Origin of the sequence: Haloferax marinisediminis (genome assembly GCF_009674585.1) — an archaeon.
Taxonomy (GTDB): domain Archaea; phylum Halobacteriota; class Halobacteria; order Halobacteriales; family Haloferacaceae; genus Haloferax; species Haloferax marinisediminis.
This window is the reverse complement of record NZ_WKJP01000004.1, coordinates 135,706-158,145: the sequence shown is the minus strand read 5'-3', so window position 1 is coordinate 158,145 and position 22,440 is coordinate 135,706. Positions and strand designations below refer to the sequence as shown.

Here is a 22,440-nt window from a genome sequence, read left to right as displayed (position 1 = left end):
TTATCGAATGAGACCTCCTTCCGAACTCGTCACGAACGTGGGGACAGTCACAGCAGAACGTCCTTGGGACGTGTCGGAACCAGTTGCACGAGTATCCGACCGTCGATTCTGGTCGCCGCGACTCGGTCGGTCAGTGTCTTCAGCGTCGTCGTGTTCGTCAACGCCGTCGCTTGCGGCACCATCTTCAGCGTCTTTGGTCGGGCGAGTTACATCGAACTGGAACTCATCAGACTCGAAGGACGTTTCGTCACTGGTGCCGATACCCAACTGACCGACGAACGTTCCGCGGTCGAGCGCCGTCGCTCTGAAGGATATCTCGTATTCGAACTCCGGTTGTTCACCGTAGCCGTAGCCGTAGCCGTAACCGTAGTCTCGGGTTACACCTGCGTTCTCATCGAACGCAGTTCGAGAGCCGTAGTCGTACGACGCACTACTCCCGACGGGTGTAATCGTGAGCGTCTTGACGAACTGGTTGATTCTGATATCACCGCGGTTGATCGTTCCACGCTCGGGCGTCACTTCGAGGACGGTTCCGTTCGGTGCGAACGTCACCGAAAGCTCCCCGTCAGCGTCTTCGGGAGAGATGGTGAATACGTACGTCTCGATTGGAACGCGCTCGCCGTCTTTGATGTCGACAGTCGCAGTGACAGTTATCCGGTCGTTCCGGTCGACTTCGTCCGGTCCAGTCAAGCCTGTCTCGAGAGCACTGGATGGCATTGCTGCGGCGGCCAGCGACCCAAGAAGCATCACGGTGACGGCGAGACTCATCAGTGACCGTCGGTGTTCCGAGAGAACTGTCACGACTGAGGGTCGGTTCATTCTCTCATCACCACCCATTCCGCGTCACTTCAGGTGAGGTTTGGACACTCTTACGACGAGTATTCGACCGTCGAGAACCCGAAGTGGAGGTTCCGGGAATCCGCCCGGTGCGTCGACTATTGATTCGGTGTGCCGATGGCATGGTTAGCGTATCACCATCAACAGAGGAGAGATTTCGTGGCCTCTTATTATTATTTCACTTAATTATGTAAACTGGAAGGTTTCTATTTAGAAGCGTGAACAGGAGCTACATCGATGAGTCAGTGTTCACTCTGTGAACACTCTTTCACGGGTTGAACACTCACCTATATGACAATAATATCAAACCAGTCTCGAACTCTCTCACCGAGAGTACGGGGTCAAAAAAGTGCGCTGTAAAAAGTTCGAGGTTCAGTTACGGGGACATCTTGTGAGGTCGACGGGCGTTCTGTCTGTACTGCTCGTACAGGTCACGGCCCCACGCGACAGCGTCTGGGTTATCGTTTTGGATGACACCACGAAGGGTTCCGTTGTCGTCAACAACGACGCACACCGACGCTGCAGGTTCATCTTCGATGAGGAGTCCAAATGGTAGTTGCTCGTCGACTACGAGCCAGTCGAGTCCCTCACGGGTTGCCTCTTCGAACTGTGCCTCCCACTGCTGAGAGGTGTACTCGAACACTTCTGGTGGTGTGATAATCTCCGCATCGAGTGACCCAGCGGTGTGTTGTTCGTGAAACAAAGAAGCATATCGGCCAACGATGAACGGTGTAAATCCACGGACAGTGGTCGCACCACGGACGAATGATTCGACCTCAGAGATTGGTTTCTCGGGTGCAAATGGGACCGACTTCGTGTAGGTTGCACCATCTAATAACGAATCAGAAAGCAGGGACGTGTCTTTCAGTCCTAAGAGGAGTTCTCTATTCTCCTGGATGTCGGTAAACTCCACCAGAAACGAGCGGTACCGTTCGAAGAGGAACTCCCCGTACGAGGTCACGACGTATCCATCGGCGGTCTCGGTGACTATCTGGTGTTCCTGTAGTTCTTTGAGACTTCGGTGTACTGTCGGCCGAGAGACGTCAACAGATTCTGTCAGACTCCTTATACTGATTGGGCCGTCAAGAATATGTGTGACGACTGTGTCCCGACGAAGGAGGAGTCGAAGAAGAGATTTGGGGTCAGTCACAGAAGTCTATTTCCGTAAAGATTGAAAAATATTCTGGCAGATGGTGAAATAACAATCGCCTTGTCAGACATTAGTACACAATCTGTCAATTAATCGTTCGACTATCTTCCAACACAAATAATTCATTACTTATCCTCGTTTCTGGGTGTGCGAGAGCAGACAAGTAGTTCGGCCAAATTCTATATATACGACTGTTTCACGAATTGAAGTGTATGAACAACCAGAACGTACTGGTGACAGGTGGAGCAGGGTTCATCGGTTCGAACCTCGCAAACGAACTCGCGACGGATAACGACGTGACTGCCCTCGACGACGGTTATCTCGGGTCACCCGATAACCTCGATGACGCCGTCGACTACGTGGAAGCGAGTGTCCTCGATGACGACTTACCGACAGAAGACGTCGACGTCGTGTTCCACCTCGCAGCACTGTCGTCCTACAGGATGCACGAAGAAGACCCGGCCAAGGGCGTCCGGGTCAACGTCGAAGGGTTCGTCAACACCGTCGAACAGGCACGCAACGACGGCTGTGAAACCGTCGTGTACGCGACGACCTCGTCTATCTACGGCAATCAAACTGAACCGTCGCCTGAAACCATGTCTGTCACTGCGAACACCGGCTACGAGGCGTCGAAGCTTGCCCGCGAACGCTACGCCGAGTACTTTCACACCCACTACGATATGCAGTTGGCAGGAATGCGATTTTTCTCGGTGTATCAAGGGTACGGTGGCTCCGAAGCGCACAAAGGCGAGTACGCGAACCTCATTGCACAGTTCGCAGACGATATCGCGAACGGAGAGACACCGGTCATCTACGGTGACGGGTCACAAACGAGGGACTTCACTCACGTCGACGACGTCGTTCGCGGACTAATCGACGCCGCTGACAACCGACTGAACGGCGTCTACAACCTTGGAACTGGTGAGAGTTACGACCTGAACACACTCGTCGATAAACTGAATACCGAACTCGAGACGAACGTCGAACCGGAGTATATCGAGAACCCGATCTCTGAATCGGTCTACGTCCAAGACACGATGGCAGATACGACAAAGATGAGCGAGGCCACAGGGTGGGAACCGAGAGTCTCCTTCGAGGAGGGGCTCCGGCGAGTCTGTGCACAGTACTAGGGTGTCGGCGTCCCACTGAGTGTCGACGAGGGGTGTCGTCTACAGGGCGCGATGAAGACGGCCACTTTCTCGATGCAATGGAGCTCGTTGGTCATGGACACATCGAACATCCACGGCAAGGACACCAACATGTACAGTATCAAGATTATTTGGATTGTTTGAATTATTCAAATTTAAGAAATAATCTTTCAATCGGGCATCAGTATACAGCCAAATGACACGATTCGGCCGTTCAATTGACGGTTCTGAAGAGTATCGTACAATCCGACGGTTGTCGAACGCGAATTTCGGTCGACAGTCGTCCGAAAAATCATGTCAAGCGAACCACGAAGACTGTCCATTTATTCCGACAGCAACGACCTACAGTACAACCAGTTCGTTACGCCGCTGTTCACCGGAGCAGAACGAATTAAAGACGTATTGATTCACACCTCGACGTATCTCGTCTTCATCGCGATGGTCCAGGTTGCAACGGTGATGGTCGCACTATCCATCGAACCGAATCCTGCACTCCTCATCATCGGACTCGTCACCTTCGCAGTGTACATGGGTGACCGAATCGCCGACGTGGATACCGACGAAGTGTCGAATCCGAACCAGTCGACGTTCGTGCGGCGACACAAGAGTACACTCTCGGTGCTGACGGCAGCAGCGTACGGGGTGGCGATTGCGATTTCAGTTCTCGGTGGCCCCGTTGCACTTCTCGTTACCCTCATCCCCGGCGTGTTCTGGATTCTCTACGCATCAGACTGGCTCCCGACCATCGGTTCGTACTTCAAGCGACTCAAGGAGATACTCATCGTCAACTCCGTTATCGTGGCCCTCGCTTGGGCCATCTCGCTGGTGTTCCTTCCGCTCGCGTTCGCCGATGCTGCGTTCACTCCCGTCGCTGCCGTCGTCTTCTTCTACTACTTCCTCGATACGTTCGTCAACACTGAGATTCCGAACGTGAACGACGTGGAAGCGGACGAAGCAATCGGCGTGTCGACCCTCCCAGTCGTCTTCGGTGTCGACCGAACGCGCCAAATCGTCTACGGCCTCGACCTCGTGCTCATCGGCTTCGTCGTGTTCGCGTCCCTCCGCGGCCTCCTGACCGACGTGCTCGCAGTCGCAATCCTCATCGGTCTCGGCTATGCACTATTGTTGGCCGCATTCGTCGGCCGAACTGAACACGAAGGGCGACTCGGGATTGCAGGCGAGGCGAAGCATCTCGTGGTGATGGGGATTATCCTCGTCCTCTCCGGGACTGGATTTTAGAACTGGTCGAAGCAGACCAATCGGTGTTTTTCTGAATTGATGGTACTGGAAATGAGTGGAGAGCATCCGGCGAGTGTGCTGAACAGAGAGTTAGACGAAGTGTCTCCACCGCCACACCCGGTGGACCAACCGACATTTCATATATCGTGACTGGATTGTATGCTGTACCTGTGGCACCCGTGGTATCTCTGGTCCCATTGTTGTTCATCTCTATCGCCATCGGGTCAGCGGCGACGATACTCGCCTGGCGGGCCCGGCCCGAACCCGGAGCGAAGCCACTCGTCGCACTCCTCGTCGCACAGAGCTGGTGGTCGACGTGCATCATCTTCAAACTCCGCGCAGCCACCCTCGATATGAAGTTACTCTGGGCGAACCTCGCGTGGATCGGCGTCGTCACGATTCCAGTCGCATGGTTCTTTTTCGCCCTCGAGTACACCGGTCGAGACGAGTATCTTCGTCCCCGGTACGTCGGAGCACTGTCGGTGATTCCGGTGCTGACAGTCGTCCTCTCTCTCACGGGACAGTACCACGACCTGTTGTACATTCAGCCGACAGGCACCTCGACGAACGGCGTCATGTTGGTCGAACAGGGAGGACCATGGTTCTGGATAATCGCAGCGTACACGTACATCCTCGGTATCTTCGGCATGATTCCGATTCTCGGCCTCCTCACGAGCGACGCGGTCGCCTTCCGGGGGCAGAGCGCTGCACTCGTAATTGGCCTGTTGGCACCGTGGGTGACCAACATCCTGTTTCTGGCTGGCAGTCTCCCGACGGCTGGGGTCGACCCGACGCCGATTGCCTTTTCAGTCTCGGGTATCGTCTATCTCGCTGCACTCACTCGATTTCGACTGCTCGGGACGAGTCCTGCCCCGAACAAACGAGCACGGCAGTTCCTCTTCGACCGAATGCAAGGCGGGGCAATCGTCGTCGACGCGAACGACTATGTCGTCGATTTGAACGATAGTTGTGTCGAGATTCTGGGCGTCGACCCACGCGAAGTGCTGGGTTCTTCCGCCCGAGAAATCATCCCCGAGTACGACCGACTCCCAGACGACGGAGCACTTCCCGGCCATCTGACTATCGGCGACGAACTCAGTGGTCACCCATACGACGTCGTGTCGACCCAAATCACCAACGTCAACGGGACAGCAATCGGACGTGTCATCACGTTCCACGACATCGGAGAGCACCTGCGGCAACAGCAACGCCTCGAAGTACTAAACCGAGTTCTCCGGCACAACATTCGAACCGAGACGAACGTCATCTACGGATACATCAGTCGATTCGAAGACAACGAGAACGCCAGAACCGTCAAAGAACGGGCGCTACGAATCGAAGAGATTGGAAAGAAGGGACGGGAGGCCATCGAGCTCTTCGACAAGACCCGTGATGGGACCGAACCGGTCTCACTCGACGCGCTTCTCACCCAGTGTCTCACCTCCGTGTGTGGAACTGAACCAGCGGTCACAGTTCAGACCAAATTCGCTCACGAGGACGTCGAGGTTGCCGGGTTACTTCGGCCAGTCTTCTCGAACATCATCGAGAACGCAGTCGAACATAACACGAACGACGACCCTCACGTCTGGATTACGACCCACGTCGAAGGAACGAACGTCCACGTCGAAGTTGCTGATAACGGTCCGGGTATCGCAGCGTACGAACTGGCAGTTCTGGAAGATGGGACCGAAACTCCGCTCAAACACGGGAGTGGGCTCGGCCTCTGGATCGTCAAGTGGGGGACTGACATCGCAAGTGGGGACGTTCGGTTCACAGAAAACGACCCCGACGGGTCTGTCGTCACCGTCGAGGTTCCGGTGCTCTCACAGGGCCACCCCTCACAAGTAGCCGAGTGAGCTTCAGTCGGGGGGGTGCCACCGGCTACCCAACACTTTTCGTTCGAATCGCCGTACACGAATACGATAATGAGCACTCTCGAAGATATCGAATTGGAGTTCGTCCCGCTCGGAGAGACAGGGTTGCAGACGAGCGAACTCCAGTTCGGTACCTGGCGGTTCGGCAAAGAGACCGAAGCAGGGAACGTCGAAATCGGCGAGGAACGTGCACACGAACTGCTAGACGCCTACGAGGAGGCCGGCGGGCGGTTCATCGACACCGCAGACGTCTACGGCGGTGGCAAGAGCGAAGAGTGGATCGGTGAGTGGCTCGCCGACCGTGACCGCGAGCGCTACACGGTCGCCTCGAAGATTTTCTGGCAGATTCGAGAGGGTGACCCCAACAGTCGCGGCACGAACCGAAAGAACATCCGACACCGAATCGACGCCCTCCTCGACCGTCTCGACACCGACTACGTGGACGTGCTGTACATCCACCGCTGGGACGACGACACGCCGACGCGCGAGATGATGAAGACGCTCAACCGCCTCGTCGAAGACGGGAAAGTCCACTATCTCGGTGCGTCGACGATGCGACCGAACGCGTGGAAAGTCGCAAAGGCAAACGAAATCGCTCGCGAAGAGGGATGGGAACCGTTCACCGTCTCGCAACCCCGCTACAACCTCGTCGACCGCGAAATCGAAGGCGACTATCTCGAGATGAGCCGGTCGTACGGGATGGCTGTCTGTCCGTGGAGTCCGCTCGGACAGGGCTTCCTGACCGGGAAGTACACTCGTGAGGAAGGCCTGACGGGAGAATCTCGCGCTGCTGAGTCCAGTCGCTTCGAAGAAGCGTACCTCACAGAGGAGAACTTCGACCTCCACGACGAACTCGACGCAGTGGCCGAAGAAGTGGACGCGACGCCGGCACAGACCGCACTCGCGTGGCTCATGCACCGCGACGGTGTCACGGCGCCCATCGTCGGTGCACGGACCGTCGAACAACTCGAAGAGAACCTCGCGGCCGCGAGCATCGACCTCTCCGAAGAACAGGTTCAGCGACTGACCGAAGCGAAAGCTGGTCCGTACGCCGGGCTATAACTCCGAACAGGAGGTTACCAACCGTCGGGTTCGATACGCAGGTCGAACCCTACAACGCTGTTTCACCCCCTGTGGAGCCACTCTTTCCAGAGTTACATCCGCGAGGGTACCGAGGGGTGTCCGGTTATGGAATGGTGTTCGACGCGCAGCTCACCTCGAATCGACGAACCAAGTCACGAGGACAACCGCAGGGGAGAACAACAGCATTCGGCCGAGGCAGAAAGCGATTGCCGCGTGAACTGTGCTGTTTCCGTGTCCCGCTCCATCGATAGAGAAGGAAAGCGAGTGAAAATTCCGAAGTGAGTGCTGTTACTCGTCGATGTCGAGTTCGAACTGGTCGTTCTCCGAGACGGCGTTGAGCACGACGCTCGTATTCGATTCGCGGATATCTGCTTCCTGAAGAACCGCCTTGATCTGGTCGTTCATGTCGTCCGTGTTTCGGAACTTGCCGATTGCAATGATGTCGTAGTTCCCGGTCACTTCGTAAACAGAGACCATCCGCGGTTGCTCTCGAAGCGAGTCGGTGATGTCAGAGAGCGCCTCACCTTCGACCTTCAACTGCATGACAGCGGTGACGTCGTATCCCAGTGCACTGTAGTTGACCCGTGGTGTGTATCCCTCGATGACGCCCTCTTCTTCGAGGTCGCGCAGGTGGTTCGAGATGGTCGTCACCGAGACGTCGAGTTGTTCAGCGAGGTTTCGGAGACTCGTCCGGCCGTCGTCGAGAAGTGCGTTAACGAGTTTCGAATCGAGATTTTCGTACGTCATTACACGTACGAGTCAACCAGAGGCATTAGAACTTTGCGAATGTCCAGCTTCAGCCAGATATTGCGAGAGTCGTCAATAATCGAGACAGAACGGCGTATGGAGAGTCAATACCATGCTGTTGGAACGCGCACCGTCTACCAGACATGTCTCAATTCGTGGCCGCAGCGGTTCAGATGGACTCCAAAGACGACAAACGAGCAAACGTCGAGCGAGCGCTCGAATTCGTCGACGAAGCGGCGACTGCTGGTGCTGACTTCGTCGCGTTCCCGGAGATGATGAGTTACATTGGAGAAAAAAGTCGCTACCCCGACGTCGCGGAGTCACTCGACGGTGAGTTAGTTCAGCAGTTCGCCGAAAAAGCACGTGAGCACGAACTGTACGTTCACACGGGGAGTTTCTTCGAGCGTATTCCCGACTCCGACCGAGTGTACAATACGTCGGTGATGATTGGTCCCAGTGGAAACGTCCTCGACTCCTACCGGAAGGTGCACCTGTTCGACATCGAACTCGACGGCAACGTGGAGTACGAGGAGTCCGAACGCGTCGCACCCGGAAACGAAGCGGTGACGGTCGAGACGGACCTCGCGACGTTCGGCCTCTCGATCTGTTACGACCTGCGGTTTCCACTCCTCTATCAGACGATGGCACACCGTGGTGCGAACGTGCTTCTCGTCCCGTCTGCATTCACGATGTACACCGGAAAAGACCACTGGGAGCCACTGCTTCGGGCGCGTGCAATCGAGAATCAAGCGTACGTAATCGCACCGGGGCAGATTGGTGAGAAACCGTCGGCACCCTCGACGTACGGGCGGACACTGGTTGTCGACCCCTGGGGGAACGTCATCTCGAAAGCGAAGGACCAAGAAGAACTGATTACGACCACCATCGATTTGGACTACCTCGACGAGACACGACGAGAGCTTCAGAGCCTCCGTCATGCACGTTCGGACGTGTACGAACTTCCGTAGTTTATCCACCGATAGCTGAGAGAGCAAATCGTAGTGAGGGCGGCATTTATTTCAGCACGTTAGCTGTCTCTGTGAACAGGGAGCAATGAAGCACCACGACGTCACCATCGTTGGTGGTGGCTGTGTCGGGTTGTCGACAGCAAAGCACCTCTCGGAACAGACTGACCTCGACATTGCCGTCTTAGAAAAAGAACACCACCTCGCCGAACACCAGAGTGGCCGGAACTCGGGTGTCCTCCACCCTGGGTTCAACTATCCTCCAGGTTCGAAGAAGGCACAGTTTGCCACCGAGGGGACACGACGGATGAAACAGTACTGTGCCACCCACGGCGTCCCGTGTGAGGAACTCGGCGTGCTCGTCGTCGCCAAAACTGACCGTGAAGAAGCGTATCTGGACGTCCTGGCTTCACGAGCAGAAGCGAACGGCGTCGAATACGAACTGCTGGACTCGCAGGCGGAGATACGAGAACACGAACCCTACGCAGTCGGGCAAGCCGCGTTTTACGCCCCAGAAGCAGCCTCAGTGGATTCGCAACAGTACACGTACGCGCTCGCGCGCGAGGTACAATGGAACGGTGTCACACTCTACACTGGACACGCCGTCGAGAGAATCCGGAAGCAACCGTCCGGCTACCACCTCACGACGAGCAATAGCGACATCGAAACCACGTATCTCGTCAACGCTGCAGGACTCCACGCCGATACGCTGGCACATCAGGTTGGCGTCGGTCACGGCTACCAAGTTGTCCCCTTCCGCGGCGAGTACTACGAGGTGACACCCGACCGAACCAAACTCTGCCAAACGATGATCTATCCGGTGCCTGACCCGGACCTTCCGTTCCTCGGCGTCCACTACACTCGGCGGACGGACGGAAAGGTGATTGTGGGGCCAAACGCAGTGTTGGCGTTCGGTCGAGAAGCCTACCAGAACACGGACGTCAACCTTGCAGAACTCAAAGAGATACTGACGTACGAAGGGTTCAGGAGATTACTGCAGTCGAAGACGATGCTCTCGGTCGCGTGGTCCGAACTGAACAAGTCCTACCGAAAGACCGCGTTCACGAAGGCCGCACAACGGTTGGTTCCAGATATCATGGAAGACGACCTCCACAAAAGCTACGCAGGCATCCGGGCACAACTCGTGAGCAAAGACGGGAAACTAGTCAAGGACCCCTTAGCGATCGAAACCGACGACGCAGTGCACGTCCTCAACGCAGTCTCACCAGGGCTTACCTCCTCACTGCCGTTCGGTGAGCACGTCGCAACGTCGGTCATCGAGATGGAAAACGACTCGTCGTCGCATTTGTGACCCACTCGAGGACCACGCCCCGAGGCACGTAGATTTTTCAGCGCGCTGTCCAACAACGACCTATGACAGATGGTCTCCGCCCGACTGAGAGCTACGACGGCCGAATCACGGTCGCCCTCTTGGACGATTCCGACGGGAGAACAGAGATTCCGTGCTCGTCGTACACCGACGCAATCGAAGTCGTCAAAGAGCACCGTTACGACGTGACGGCGGCGAAAATCATCGACAGAGACGACGACGTCGTGTTTACCTCGGCAGAGATGGACATCGACGTGTGGGAGTCGATTTGGAAACACGAAAAACAGAGTATGAGTGCCACTGTCGAAGCATACAACTGCCCGTACGACAGCATCTCGTGTTTTGCAGACGACCGATGCGTGCAGTGCCAGATGGACGAGATTCAATCGCGGTGGTGAGACGAACGCCACGGCCGACCAGCGAAGTCGAGTAGGGGGTCGACCGGCTCAGTCGACGTACTCAGCGGTCCGGAGCACCTCGTAACAGGCGTTTATCTGGTGGTAGCCAACTTTCACCTCGGGTGAACCGTCGAGGTCTGAGTGAACTTCGTTTTCGCGGGTGAGTTTGAAGTACCAGTTTCCGTTGCCGCGATTGACCACGTTCTCCCACGTGTACGACCAGATTCGGTCGTACCAGTCGAGGAACCGCTCGTCCCCGGTCGCCTCGTTCAAGAGTACCGTCGCACCGATGCCCTCAGCGAGGGGCCAGTAGTACTTGTCTTCGACGATGGTCTCACCGTCTCGGTCGAAGTTGTAGACGAACCCACCGTACTCGTCGTCCCACCCGTTTTCGACGGCCGCGTCGAAGAACCGAACCGCTCTCTCCACCAACCAGTCGTCGTCGCGGTGGTGTGAAAGCGAGACGAGCAACTTACTCCACTCGAGGAGGTGGCCCGGTTGGTACCCCCACGGACGGAAGAGATGACCTGGTTGGTCTCGGTTGTACTCCCAGTCGAGTTCCCAGTCTTCAGAGTAGTGTTCCCACAGCAGGCCGTCACCACGGTCAGCGAACGTGAGCGCGAGGTTCTCTGCGATGGTGTAGGCTCTGTCGAGGTAGTGTTCGTCGCCAGTGTAGTCGTAGGCAGCGAGGTGTGCCTCACACATGTGCATGTTCGCGTTCTGTCCCCGGTAGGTCGAAATCGGGTTCCAATCGGCGTCGAGGTTCGAGCGGAACAGTCCGGGGTCAGATTCCCAGAACTGTTCTTCGATGATTTCGGTTACGTCTTCGAGGTACTCGTCTACGTCACCAATACCCGCCTTTCCGGCGGACGCGAGCGCGAAGAGGACGAACGCGTGGCCGTACGTCGAACGCGTGGGGTCTTCGACATCTCTCCCGTTCATGACCCAGGCGTAGCCACCCGTCTCGGCGTCTCGGTGGTGGTTCAAGAGGTACGAGAGACCGTGTTCTGCCGCCTGTTCACACCACGACGGTCCGTCAAGCATCGAACCGACGCTGTAGTTGAAGATGAGCCGGCACGTCGCAGGGAGCATCTTCGACCGAGAGTCGTAGATGGTCCCATCGTGGTCACTCAGTTGTGGGATGTACCCACCGTAGGTCGTGTCGATGCACGTCGGATGGTAGAACTTCAATACGTTCGTCAGATGCTGGTACACCCAGCGCGGGTCTCTAAACGTCGATGCAGTCGGTCGAATCGAGTGTTGTGTATCGCTCATTGTCAGTGCAGGTCGGTATTGCTGTCAGGTAGTTAGTAGGTGTGGCGAGGAAGGAGTTCCACCCATCGTCGGTTCGCACTCAACCGTTCGTCGAGGTCCCCGGTGTTCGGGTGCTGACGAATGTGGGGTGCGACCCTGTCTGTTCGACTGTGTCCCTAATCGGTCCGTTGTCCAGTTACGCGTCTGCTCGTATGAGGGCGGTCAAGAACTCGGCGTGGCACCACGCGAGTGGCCGGGCGAACCCAACGACATCCGCCGTCTCGACTCGGTCTGCGATACCCTCGTAGGAGTCACGCATATGACCCAGTTCCTCGGAGACGAGGTCGAACGAGACGTCTCTGAGCACCGCATCGTCGAACTCTTTCTCGAAGTCCAGACCGGTGTCCCACTCGTTTTCGACGAACGACTCGAACCGAGCGCGCGTCGTGAGGTGTTCGGGGATGTGGCCGTCTTCGTCCGCGTAGGAGGCGACGTTCTGGAGAATATCGTCACCCCGTGCGTTCTCACCGCGGTCGTATCGGTACTGAGCGTGCCACGCGGTGTACTGCATCCACGGTCCGTTTCCACCGTGTTGGTGGACCTCGAAATCTCGGTAGAATCCGAGGAACCGCTGGAGACCACCGAGACGTGGGTCTTCGAGTGCGGTGGCCGCACGCTGCGCTGCCTCGTCGGCAGCGTCGCCAAAGAGGTCAGAGAGACCGAAGTAGTACGGCGAAAACAGCGTCACGTCGGGGCGAAAGTCGAGTTCACCCTCGGGGGAGTATCGGCGTGGAACTTGCTGTGGGCTGGTGAACGCGCGTTCGACACCACCTTCGAGAATCGGCAGGAATTCGTCGATGCGAGACTCGATGTCGCTCTGTTCGACTCCACCGACAGAGAGCGCACGCCGTGCCTGACGAAGCCCACTCACGAACGCAGCGTTGACCCAGAGGGTGTATCCAGACTCGATTCGGCCTTCGTGAATCGACGTCGTACTCTCGACGAGGTGCGCGTTCGGGTCGTACAGTTCGCGGCGTGTGTAGGCGATCGCTTGGTCGATTGCCTCGGCGACGTCGTCGACGAATTCGTCGCCGACAGCTGACCACGAATCCGTCTCGTCCAGTGCAAAGACGGCGTGCGAGAGGACACGCAGGCCGTGGGCGACGTTGTCCTCTTGAATGTAGATTCCTTTGTCCGTGCCGTCGAGTGCGTAACGCTGCTGCCACGCACCGTCGTCACCCTGCACGCCGAGGTGGAACCGTGCTGCATCCACGATGTGTCGACGCGAACGGTCCACGTCGACACCGGCCCGAACCGCAGCAAGCCACGCGCGTGTGATACACGCGATGTCACGTGGATATGCGTACGGGTAGCGGTGGTCCGGGTCGCTCGCGAGCGGAACCGCACCCTCGACATCACCAGACGCCTCATAGACAAGGTCGTCGAGGACGTCCAAGTGGAACTCGGGGTGCATCAGGCGGTCGTCACCGTCGTCGGTCGGTTCGTCGGGTTCGCTCTCTACTGCAGATGTCTTCGGAGGGTTGCTTACCATATGTAGAGTGTGTTAGTTAGTCGATGAAGGTGTTCGGATGGACGGTTTGTCGGTGCTGGTGCCACGTGTCTTGATGGAGTTTCCACTTTCGATATCGAAGAGATAGACATCCTCGGGTCGAACGCTGACGCCAACTTCGTCGCCGGCGTCTGGGTAGACTGCCGGTGGGACGCGGGTCGTCAGTTCGATACCGTCGGATTGGAGGTGGACGAAGTTGTCGTTGCCCTGATACTCAGAGACGGTGACCGTCGCGGTGAACGTCCCATCTCCGTCTGTGTCGAGAGTGACGTCCTCGGGTCGAATACCGAGTGTGACACGGTCTCCGTTGGAGAGAGACACAGAGTCAGATGGGACTTCAGCATAGACCGTCCCGTCCTTGACGAGCGAGGCAGTTTCGCCGTCAACCCGAACCGTCGTCTCGAAGGTATTCATCGCGGGACTCCCGAGGAACGTCGCGACGAACTCGTTTACCGGGTGGTCGTAGGCAGTCTCCGGCGGTGCGACTTGCTGGAGTTCGCCGTCGTTCATCACGACGATTCGGTCAGCCATCGTCATCGCCTCCGTCTGGTCGTGGGTGACGTAGACAGTAGTGACGTCGAGGTCCGATTGGAGTCGCTGCAGTTCCGTCCGCATCCGAGACCGAAGTTTCGCGTCGAGGTTCGACAGTGGTTCGTCGAGCAGGAATACGTCCGGGTCGCGAACGATTGCCCGACCGAGTGCGACGCGCTGTTTCTGGCCGCCGGACATCTCTTCGGGCTTGTCTGCGAGGAGTTCGGTGATGTCGAGTAACTCAGCAATCTCTTCGACTTTCTCTTGGCGCTCAGCTTTCGAGAGTCCACTGGAGTGTTTGAGTCCGTACCCCATGTTCTCACGGGCAGTCATCTTGGTGTACAGTGCGTACGACTGGAACACCATCGCAACCGAACGCTTACTCGGCGCAAGTTCTTGGACTTCGTTGCTACCGATTTCGATCGTTCCGTCGGTGACCGTCTCGAGGCCAGCGAGCATCCGAAGCGTCGTCGACTTCCCACAGCCGGAGGGGCCGACGAGGACGACGAACTCCCCGTCTTGGACGGTGAGTTCTATCGAATCGACTGCCGTTTCGGTTCCCTGTGCATCGTCGTAGATTTTCGTGACACCGTCGAGTCGGAGTTCACCCATCGGTCTCACCTCCTGCCGTCGTCAGCGAAACACCGTCTTCGTCGAAGGTGTTGAGACTGTCCGCTTCGAAGAACACGTCGACGGTCTCTGCGGTGCGAACTTCGTCGGGGAGCGACCGCACGCGCGCGGTGAACTGTACGCCACCGCGTTCGAGTTCGAGTTCGTAGGCGTTCCCGAGCGGTTCGATGACGAGCAGGTTCGCCGTGAATGCAGACGTTCGAGCCTGTTCAGCCGAGTGCTGTGAGGCAACTGCAACGTGTTCCGGACGGATACCAATTCGTTCGGTCGGTGCAGGAATCGGGCCTTTGAGTCGAACTGGGTCGTCACCGAGAATTTCGACGCCCTCCGGCGTCTGGGAGACGTCGAAGAAGTTCATCGCTGGTTCACCGAGGAACCCCGCGACGAACTCGTTTTCTGGGTTCTGGTAGATCTCTTCTGGCGAGCCGACCTGTTGAATCTCACCGTCGTTCAGGATAGCAATGCGGTCTGCGACACTCATCGCTTCTTCTTGGTCGTGGGTGACGTACACGGTAGTCGTTCCGAGGTTCTGCTGAAGTTCGCGAAGTTCGGTTCGCGTGTGGACGCGGAGTTTCGCGTCGAGGTTGGACAACGGTTCGTCCATCAAGAACGCACGAGGCTCGCGAATGATGGTTCGACCGAGCGCAACGCGTTGTCGCTGACCACCGGAGAGTTGCCCCGGTTGTTTTTCCAGGAGGTCCGAAATCTCCAGTATCTCTGCCGCACGCTCGATGCGACGAGTCCGTTCGTCGCTAGAGAGGTCCATCTTCTTCAGCGGGAACGCGAGGTTCTCGCGGACCGTCTTGTGCGGGTAGAGTGCGTACGACTGGAACACCATCGAGAGTTCACGCTTCTGCGGCAGCATCCGCGTGACTTCGTCGTCACCGATGTATATTTCGCCATCAGTAGGCGTCTCCAAGCCGGCAATCATGCGGAGCGTCGTCGTCTTTCCACACCCCGACGGGCCGAGGAGGACGAGGAACTCACCGCTCTGAATCTCCAACGAGACATCTTTGACTGCAGTGAGTTCACCGAACTCTTTGCGGACACGTTCGAGTCGGATTGGTTCGCCAGCACCACCGAGTTCGACGCTGCCCGAGTCGGGGGAAGGGGAGTCTTCGGCCGACATATTATCCCTCCACCGCCCCGAAAGTGAGACCCTGAACCATGTACTTCTCGAGGTAGATGAACATCACGATGATGGGGATACTCGTCATAATCGAGGCTGCCATGATCTGACCCCACACTTGGTGGAAACCAGACGAGAGCGCGTCGAGGCCGATCGGGAGCGTGAACGTCGCCTGCGTCTTGAGGAAGATACTCGCGAAGAGATACTCGTTCCACGCAATCATGAACGTGTAGATAAACACGGCGACGATTGCAGGCGCAGACAGCGGCAGCGTGATGCGGAGGATGACTTCCATACGGGAGTAGCCGTCCATCATCGCCGCTTCTTCTATCTCCGGCGGAACGCTCCGGAAGTAATTACCGAGCATGTAGAGCGACACCGGAAGCGTCTGGACGAGGTAGGTGACGACGAGGCTCTCGAGTGTGTCGACGAGGCCAAGCCACACGACGACCTGAAACAGCGGAACGACGAGCAGGATGCCCGAGAACATGTACACGAGGAGGACCCCTCGTGAGAACAGTCCACGGCCGGGGTATTCGAGACGGGCAAAACTGTACGCCCCGAAGGTGGCGACGAGCACCGAGAGTCCCGCAGTGACTGTGGCGATTATCAGGCTATTCTTGAAGTACGTCACGAAGGGGAACGTCTCCGGACTGAAGACGCTCTTGTAGTGTGCGAGCGTGAACTCTTCCGGGATGACTGTCGGTGGGAGCGCGTAAATCGCGCTCTCGGTCATGAAGCTCGTGACGAGCATCCAGTAGAACGGGAGCAGAGAGATGAACAGTGTGAGTCCGAGACTCACGTAGAACACCGCCTGCTCGAGGCGCGAACTCTCGATCTTGTCCGAAGAGAACGCGGACTGGAAGGCGTGAACCGTCGTCCGCGCACTTTCGGTCGTCGTTTGAAGTATCGTAGCTAACATTGTTGACTCCGAGTGTGTCGTTGTTCGAGTACGGTCATAGGGCGAATCACCAATCTAGCACCACCCCGACGTACAGTGTCACGAAGCCCATGAGCGCCAAGAACAGGACCATCGAGATGGCCGCTGCCTGACCCATTGCGTAGTTCGCGAAGGCAGTCTGATACGCGTACAGTGGGAGTGTTTTGACTTGCTTCGTCAGGAGCCAGATGTCTGCGAACTTGTTGAAGTTCCAAATCCACCGAAGCAGGAACACCGTCGCGAGGACGTACTTCAGTTCGGGGAGCGTGATGTCCTTGAACCGGGAGAATACACCCGCTCCGTCGATTTTCGCGGCCTCGTACATGTCGCTTGGAATCGACTGCACTCGTGCGATGATCATCAAGAACGCGAAGGGGAAGTACCGCCACGTGTCGAAGAGGATGACCATCCACAACGCCGTCTTGGCGTTGTTGAGGACGTCGATGTCGCCTGCGTAGAGACCGAGGATGTCGCTGAAGAACCACGGGAACAGGCCGTACAGCGGATCCAAGAGCCACTGCCAGACGTACGCCACCGCGATCAGGGGTGCGACGTACGGCAGGAGCATGAGGCCACGGGCGATGCGTCGGCCTCTGAACTTTCGGTTGAACAACAGCGCCGCACCGAGACCACCGAGCGTGGCGAGGGTGTCGCTGAAGAATGTGAAAATGACAGTCGTCTTGAGCGAACTCCAGAACTCACTGCTCGAAAAGAGCATCTGGTAGTGCTGGAGACCAACCCAAACGGGAGATTTGTTGGGGTCGAGCGGCACTTCGGTGAAGCTCAAGTAGACGTTGTACCCCACTGGGTAGAGGATGACACCCGCGACGAGGAGAATCGCCGGTGCGATCAGCGCGTACCCCAGAAGTGACTCCTTCTGTTCGAGGGTGAGGTCTGAGCCGTTGAGTATTGGTTTTACGGCGTTCTTGACGGACATAATAAATGGTGAGCAGGGAGTGGGTAGTTACTCGCTGATGGCCTGTCGCATCTTCTCGGCCTGTTCGGACGCGACAGTCTGGGCGTCTTCACCGCTCGTCACGCGGGAGACTGCCTCCGCGATGAGGAACTTGTTGGTGATGTTACCCAGCTTTGGGAAGGACTTGCCGTTGACGTAGCCGAAGCGCTCGATGTTCTCGAACCCTTGGGAGATGTCCGCGACGGTGTCGCCCCACGCGTTGAGCGTCTCGTTGTCCTGGTAGGCGTCGCTCTGTGCGGTTGGCTTGAGCACGGCGTTCATGCCACCGGGGGCCATGTGGAGCCATTCGACGTACTGGTCGCCAGTGAGCGCGTACTCTGCGAAGGATTCGGCCGCCGCACGCTCTTTGTCGGAACTCGACGAAAGCAGGTTCAGCGTGACGATCTGGCCGAACGAACTACGGCGCTCGTTCTCGATGTACGAACTGAACGCGGTGTCGTCGACCAGCGACTGGCTCTTGCCGACGATGTCGTCCATGATGTACGTGGAGTACATGATGAGCTGACACTGGTCGTTCAGGTAGGTGTTGTTCGCCGTCTTCCACGTGTCCTTGCCCGGGGGCGTGTACTGGGCGAGTTCAGCGTAAAATTCGAGTGCTTCGACCATCTCGGGGCTGTCGAAGACGATCTCGCCGTCTTCGTTGAACACGCGTGCACCGTTGGAGCGGGCAAACGGCGTGAAGCACTGTCGAGCGAACGGCGTCTTCTTCGTGCCGATGACGATACCGAACTGGTTTTCGTCTGGGTTGTGGAGCTCTTCCGCTGCAGCGAGAATCGAGTCCCAGGTAGTCGGTGCGTCGAGACCTTTCTCTTCGAAGGTGCTCTCAGAGTACCAGAATCCTTCGAGCCAGCCGTGGAACGGAACCGCGAAGTTCCCACCCTCGGGCGCCTCGGTGAGTTTGAGCGCACCCTCGTAGAACTTGTCGCGGCCGATGCTGTCGATGACGTTAGCTGCCGCCTCCTTCGAGAGGAGACCACCAGTTCCGAGTTTTTGCATCGGGCCGAGACCCCATTCGGCGACTGCAGGAAGCGTGTCAGATGCACGTGCAGATGCAATCTGCGACGGAAGGTCGTCTTCTTTGACCGCAACCATCTCCATCGAAGGGTCGTGGCTGGACTGGAAGTCCGAGACGATGCCCTTGATTGCTTGCTGACGTTCGTTTTCGGTCTGAGTCGTCCAGAACGAAATCTCCGCAGGCTCCGGAGCGTCGGTCTTCTCGGTCGAGTCCGAGCCAGAGTCAGACGAATCACCCTCCGACGTGGAGGACTCACCACCACCACTCGAGCCAGTACAACCCGCCAGGAGCACCGTGCTCCCTCCAGCGAGCGCTTTCAGCACGTTCCGTCGATTGGTATTCTCCGCTGAATTTCCAGACATGGAGTCTGTCACAAAAAGAAATGAAATACAAAGGTATATAAAATTTGTGTATGTTGTTGTAACTGCAGTGAATATGATTGAGAGGCATAGGGCGAACAGCACTCGTCCCCGCTCACCGCAAGCGAAAATTGGCACGACGCGTAACTGAACAGCAACATGGACACAAAGGAACTCAAGCGTGGTCTCAAACAGGCCGGCCTCACTGAGTACGAGGTCGATGCCTACGTCACGCTTCTCGAGATGGGGAATACTCCCGCGACCGACCTCGCTGCGCAGTCAGAAGTCCCGCGGTCGCGTATCTACGACGTGCTCCGGAGCCTCGAGGACAAGGGCTTCGTCGAGACGTTCAAACAGAAGTCACTCCGGGCACGGGCTGAAGACCCCTCGAAAGTGTTCGAGATGCTTACATCCCAGGCAGAAACCCTCGAGAGGACAGCAAAAGAGATTCAAAATCGGTGGGAACAGGCGGAGCTCAGCGGCCACCAGATGAGCTTCGTCAAACGCCTCGAAACGGTGTTCGAACGCGCCGAGGACGCCATCAACGCTGCAGAAGAACAGATTCAGATTTCGATGGCTCCTGAGCAGTTCGACCGCTTGCGGCCTGCGCTCGAGTCGGCACTCGACCGGGGCGTCTACATCACGATCTCTTTCAACACCACTCCAGACTTGCCGGTCAACCTGCCGACCGACGTCGAACTCGAAGGGGCGGTCTACGAAGCGCGGCACCGTGACCTTCCGGCAGCGTTTCTCCTCATTGCCGACCGTGAAGTCACCTGTTTCGCTCCGCACATTAACTCGGTGAACCAGTACGGGGCGATTTTCGAAGACGAAGAGATAACCTACGTCTTCCGGTGGTACTTCATGGCAGCACTGTGGGAGTCCTGGCCGATGGTCTTCAGTGGCCATTCCGACGAACTGCCGTTCGAGTACGTCGATATCCGTGAGTGCATCCGTGATGTCGCCCCCCTGTTAGCAGACGGTGCACGCATCACCGCGACAGTTCGCGGAACCACGACGACACAACGCGACGAAGTTGAGCTGCACGGCCAAATAGTCGACCTCATCTTTGCGGACCGGCGGAACAACCCGACGAACACACCCTCACTGTCACAACTCGCTGGGCGTGCAGCAATCGTACTCGACACCGAGGACGGTGAAGTGAACGTCGGTGGGTGGGGCGCAATCGTAGAGAACATCGAAGCCAGACGAATCTACATCGAATCGATCTCGTTCGAAAACTAGGAGAACAACCAATAATGCTTCCAGACAACTGTATGCTCGCATTGCACGGTGGTAAACAAGTCGTCGTCGACAAACACGGCGACGTCGCCACTGAGAACGACCACTGTGGAATCTACAGTACCGACCATCGATTCCTCCGAGGTATCGATCTCACCGTCCGTCAGACCGACGGTGAGATACAGTGGGAACGCCTCGGCCGAGAGTCCGATGGAGACTCCGTGACGACCGTCCTCACCAGTTCGACAGCAGGCCCTGGGCGGGGAGACGTCCGAGCGTGGAGTCTCACCAGAAAGTTCAGTATCGACCCGGATGGCGTGACGGTTACACTCACGATTCACAACAATACAAACGAGCCTCGTGAATGCGAACTACAGGCATCAATCGTCCCAGGATTCAACCACATTTTCGAGATAGAATCGTTCTTTTCCGCTCGTGACGCGCGAGAACGCACGGTTTCAGCGACCTACTCGAGTGACGACACCATTCAGTTCTCCGCTGAGGGAGTCGACGATGCAGAAAGACACGTCGCTATCGAACTGACCCAAGACGGTTCGAGTGACGACTCAATCATCAGTGTCGAAATCGGAGACGACAGTACGGTCGCCCTCACGAGTGACCGAACAGTCTCTCCGGGTGAGAGCGAGACGATGGAGTTCTCTGTTTCACTTCCCGGTGACGCTAGTGAGGTTCCGTCTGTCGATACGAGTTCAGCCATCGACCCGCGGTATCGTTCACTCGCGGACGCAGCGACCGAAGCACTCGACGCTCTGATGCTCCCCGAAGGTGTTCCTGCTGCCGGTGCCCCTCGATTCGTCGCCCCCTTCGGCCGCGACTCGCTCATCGTTGGGTTCCAGCTGCTCGAATTCGATACGAATGTTGCAGAACGAACACTCCGGTTCCTCGCCGCCGAGCAAGGGACGGACGACGAGTACGAGACACTCGAAGAATCGGGGAAAATCCTCCACGAGAATCGAACCGGTGACCTCGTCGAGGCAGACATCTCGCTCAGACGACCGTACTACGGAAATATCGACTCGACGTCGCTGTTCGTCTCCCTGTACGCGGATACAGTCGCCGAAAGTGAGTCGAAGACGCTCGAAGACGACCTGTACGACGCCGCAACAGATGCTGTCGAGTGGATACTCGACAACGCGGACGAGGATGGGTTCCTCAGATACAGTTCTCACGACCATCCGTACGGTCTGAACCACCTCGGCTGGAAAGACAGTTCAGAGGCACTCTCTCACCCCGATGGTCGGGAACCAACCGGGCGAATCGCACTCTCAGAAGTTCAAGGCTACTCCTACCGTGCACTCCAACAATTCGAACCAATCGCCCGTGAGCACGGTGACGAAGCACTCGCAGACGCCTGCAACAGTCTCGCTGAGAAATTATTCGATTCCTTCGAAGAGCAGTTTTGGGTCGCCGACGAGGGCTGTTACGCGCTCGCGTTAGACGGGTCAGAGCAGATACCCAGTGTCGCGACGAACCAAACGCACGCGTTCTGGGGTGGACTCGGAACCGACGAACGAATCGAATCCGCCGTCGAGCGTCTCCTCGAGGCAGACGTGCTTACGTCGAGTGGGTTGCGAACCTTCGCCGGAGACCATCCCGCGTTCGACCCACTCTCGTATCACCGAGGGAGCGTCTGGCCACACGACAACAGTATGGCGGCACTCGGATTCGCCGAGCGCGGGTTCGACCACGCCGCGAAAATCATTGCCGAACGAAATCTCCAAGCACTCGAAGATAGTGTCACCCGCGGTCGGCCTAGCAGACTTGGCTTCCCGGAACTGTTCACCGGTCTTGACGAAACGATTTCGAACGGGTATCTCGTTCATCCGGATTCGTGTGAGCCAGCTGCGTGGGCAGCAGGAAGCGTCTTCGGGTTCCTTTCCGCTCATCCAGAGTTGGGGCCGTAGCCGACTGTCGGATCACCGGTGTCGGGGGTGGCTTCGTGGCTGAACGATTACCATATCGGCTCTCCAATCACCGGTGAAATTTCTACGGTGACGGCAAT

19 protein-coding genes are annotated in these 22,440 nt (G+C 57.3%); 9 read left to right on the top strand and 10 right to left on the bottom strand.

The window, feature by feature from the left end; translation table 11 throughout:
- Positions 1-819, bottom strand: a complete 819-nt coding sequence (locus GJR98_RS15290) for a hypothetical protein (protein WP_151139596.1) — start codon at positions 817-819, stop codon at positions 1-3.
- Between the two features lie 394 nt (positions 820-1,213).
- Positions 1,214-1,987, bottom strand: a complete 774-nt coding sequence (locus GJR98_RS18015) for a helix-turn-helix transcriptional regulator (protein WP_449271770.1) — start codon at positions 1,985-1,987, stop codon at positions 1,214-1,216.
- 212 nt (positions 1,988-2,199) lie between these two features.
- Here GJR98_RS18015 and GJR98_RS15280 point away from each other — a divergent pair, with 212 nt between their 5' ends.
- The 4 genes from GJR98_RS15280 to GJR98_RS15265 all read left to right on the top strand — a co-directional run bounded on the left by GJR98_RS15280 (position 2,200) and on the right by GJR98_RS15265 (position 7,310).
- Positions 2,200-3,117, top strand: a complete 918-nt coding sequence (locus tag GJR98_RS15280; protein ID WP_151139594.1) for an NAD-dependent epimerase/dehydratase family protein — start codon at positions 2,200-2,202, stop codon at positions 3,115-3,117.
- A 312-nt stretch (positions 3,118-3,429) separates the two neighbouring features.
- Positions 3,430-4,374: a UbiA family prenyltransferase gene (locus GJR98_RS15275; RefSeq protein WP_151139593.1), complete on the top strand. Its 945-nt coding sequence runs from the start codon at positions 3,430-3,432 to the stop codon at positions 4,372-4,374.
- Between the two features lie 179 nt (positions 4,375-4,553).
- The gene (locus GJR98_RS15270) at positions 4,554-6,230 is read left to right on the top strand and encodes a histidine kinase N-terminal 7TM domain-containing protein (protein WP_225316446.1); all 1,677 of its coding nucleotides are present in this window, start codon (positions 4,554-4,556) and stop codon (positions 6,228-6,230) included.
- A gap of 69 nt (positions 6,231-6,299) precedes the next feature.
- Positions 6,300-7,310 (top strand): aldo/keto reductase, encoded by a 1,011-nt coding sequence (locus GJR98_RS15265; protein ID WP_151139592.1) that lies wholly within the window; start codon positions 6,300-6,302, stop codon positions 7,308-7,310.
- 309 nt (positions 7,311-7,619) lie between these two features.
- Here GJR98_RS15265 and lrp read toward each other — a convergent pair whose 3' ends face one another.
- Entirely contained in the window at positions 7,620-8,078 is a 459-nt protein-coding gene (gene lrp, locus GJR98_RS15260) for an HTH-type transcriptional regulator Lrp (RefSeq protein WP_151139591.1), read from the bottom strand.
- A gap of 143 nt (positions 8,079-8,221) precedes the next feature.
- Here lrp and GJR98_RS15255 point away from each other — a divergent pair, with 143 nt between their 5' ends.
- From GJR98_RS15255 to GJR98_RS15245, 3 genes are all read left to right on the top strand, one after another.
- Positions 8,222-9,046 carry a carbon-nitrogen hydrolase family protein gene (locus GJR98_RS15255; RefSeq protein ID WP_151139590.1) on the top strand — a complete coding sequence of 275 codons (825 nt, stop codon included), beginning with the start codon at positions 8,222-8,224 and terminating at the stop codon, positions 9,044-9,046.
- An 85-nt stretch (positions 9,047-9,131) separates the two neighbouring features.
- Complete coding sequence (lhgO, locus tag GJR98_RS15250) at positions 9,132-10,355, top strand: L-2-hydroxyglutarate oxidase (RefSeq protein WP_151139589.1); 1,224 nt, start codon at positions 9,132-9,134, stop codon at positions 10,353-10,355.
- A 62-nt stretch (positions 10,356-10,417) separates the two neighbouring features.
- The gene (locus tag GJR98_RS15245) at positions 10,418-10,771 is read left to right on the top strand and encodes a hypothetical protein (protein WP_151139588.1); all 354 of its coding nucleotides are present in this window, start codon (positions 10,418-10,420) and stop codon (positions 10,769-10,771) included.
- Between the two features lie 48 nt (positions 10,772-10,819).
- Here the strand turns inward: GJR98_RS15245 and GJR98_RS15240 are convergent, their stop codons facing one another.
- The 7 genes from GJR98_RS15240 to GJR98_RS15210 form a co-directional block, all read right to left on the bottom strand.
- On the bottom strand, positions 10,820-12,046 hold the full coding sequence (locus tag GJR98_RS15240; protein WP_151139587.1) for an AGE family epimerase/isomerase: 1,227 nt from the start codon (positions 12,044-12,046) through the stop codon (positions 10,820-10,822).
- A gap of 175 nt (positions 12,047-12,221) precedes the next feature.
- Positions 12,222-13,577 carry a hypothetical protein gene (locus GJR98_RS15235; RefSeq protein WP_225316436.1) on the bottom strand — a complete coding sequence of 452 codons (1,356 nt, stop codon included), beginning with the start codon at positions 13,575-13,577 and terminating at the stop codon, positions 12,222-12,224.
- 12 nt (positions 13,578-13,589) lie between these two features.
- Positions 13,590-14,738, bottom strand: coding sequence for an ABC transporter ATP-binding protein (locus tag GJR98_RS15230; RefSeq protein ID WP_151139586.1), 1,149 nt, complete (start codon positions 14,736-14,738; stop codon positions 13,590-13,592).
- On the bottom strand, positions 14,731-15,885 hold the full coding sequence (locus tag GJR98_RS15225; protein WP_151139585.1) for an ABC transporter ATP-binding protein: 1,155 nt from the start codon (positions 15,883-15,885) through the stop codon (positions 14,731-14,733). The genes GJR98_RS15230 and GJR98_RS15225 overlap by 8 nt, the downstream gene beginning before the upstream one ends.
- A 1-nt stretch (position 15,886) precedes the next feature.
- Complete coding sequence (locus GJR98_RS15220; protein ID WP_151139584.1) at positions 15,887-16,807, bottom strand: carbohydrate ABC transporter permease; 921 nt, start codon at positions 16,805-16,807, stop codon at positions 15,887-15,889.
- Positions 16,808-16,853: 46 nt separating this feature from the next.
- Positions 16,854-17,762: a carbohydrate ABC transporter permease gene (locus GJR98_RS15215; RefSeq protein ID WP_151139583.1), complete on the bottom strand. Its 909-nt coding sequence runs from the start codon at positions 17,760-17,762 to the stop codon at positions 16,854-16,856.
- A gap of 27 nt (positions 17,763-17,789) precedes the next feature.
- Positions 17,790-19,178 carry an ABC transporter substrate-binding protein gene (locus tag GJR98_RS15210; protein ID WP_151139582.1) on the bottom strand — a complete coding sequence of 463 codons (1,389 nt, stop codon included), beginning with the start codon at positions 19,176-19,178 and terminating at the stop codon, positions 17,790-17,792.
- Positions 19,179-19,334: 156 nt separating this feature from the next.
- Here GJR98_RS15210 and GJR98_RS15205 point away from each other — a divergent pair, with 156 nt between their 5' ends.
- Together GJR98_RS15205 and GJR98_RS15200 are read left to right on the top strand one after the other, a co-directional pair.
- Entirely contained in the window at positions 19,335-20,420 is a 1,086-nt protein-coding gene (locus GJR98_RS15205) for a TrmB family transcriptional regulator (RefSeq protein WP_151139581.1), read from the top strand.
- A 14-nt stretch (positions 20,421-20,434) separates the two neighbouring features.
- Positions 20,435-22,342, top strand: coding sequence for a glycogen debranching N-terminal domain-containing protein (locus GJR98_RS15200; RefSeq protein ID WP_151139580.1), 1,908 nt, complete (start codon positions 20,435-20,437; stop codon positions 22,340-22,342).
- Positions 22,343-22,440: the final 98 nt, after the last annotated feature.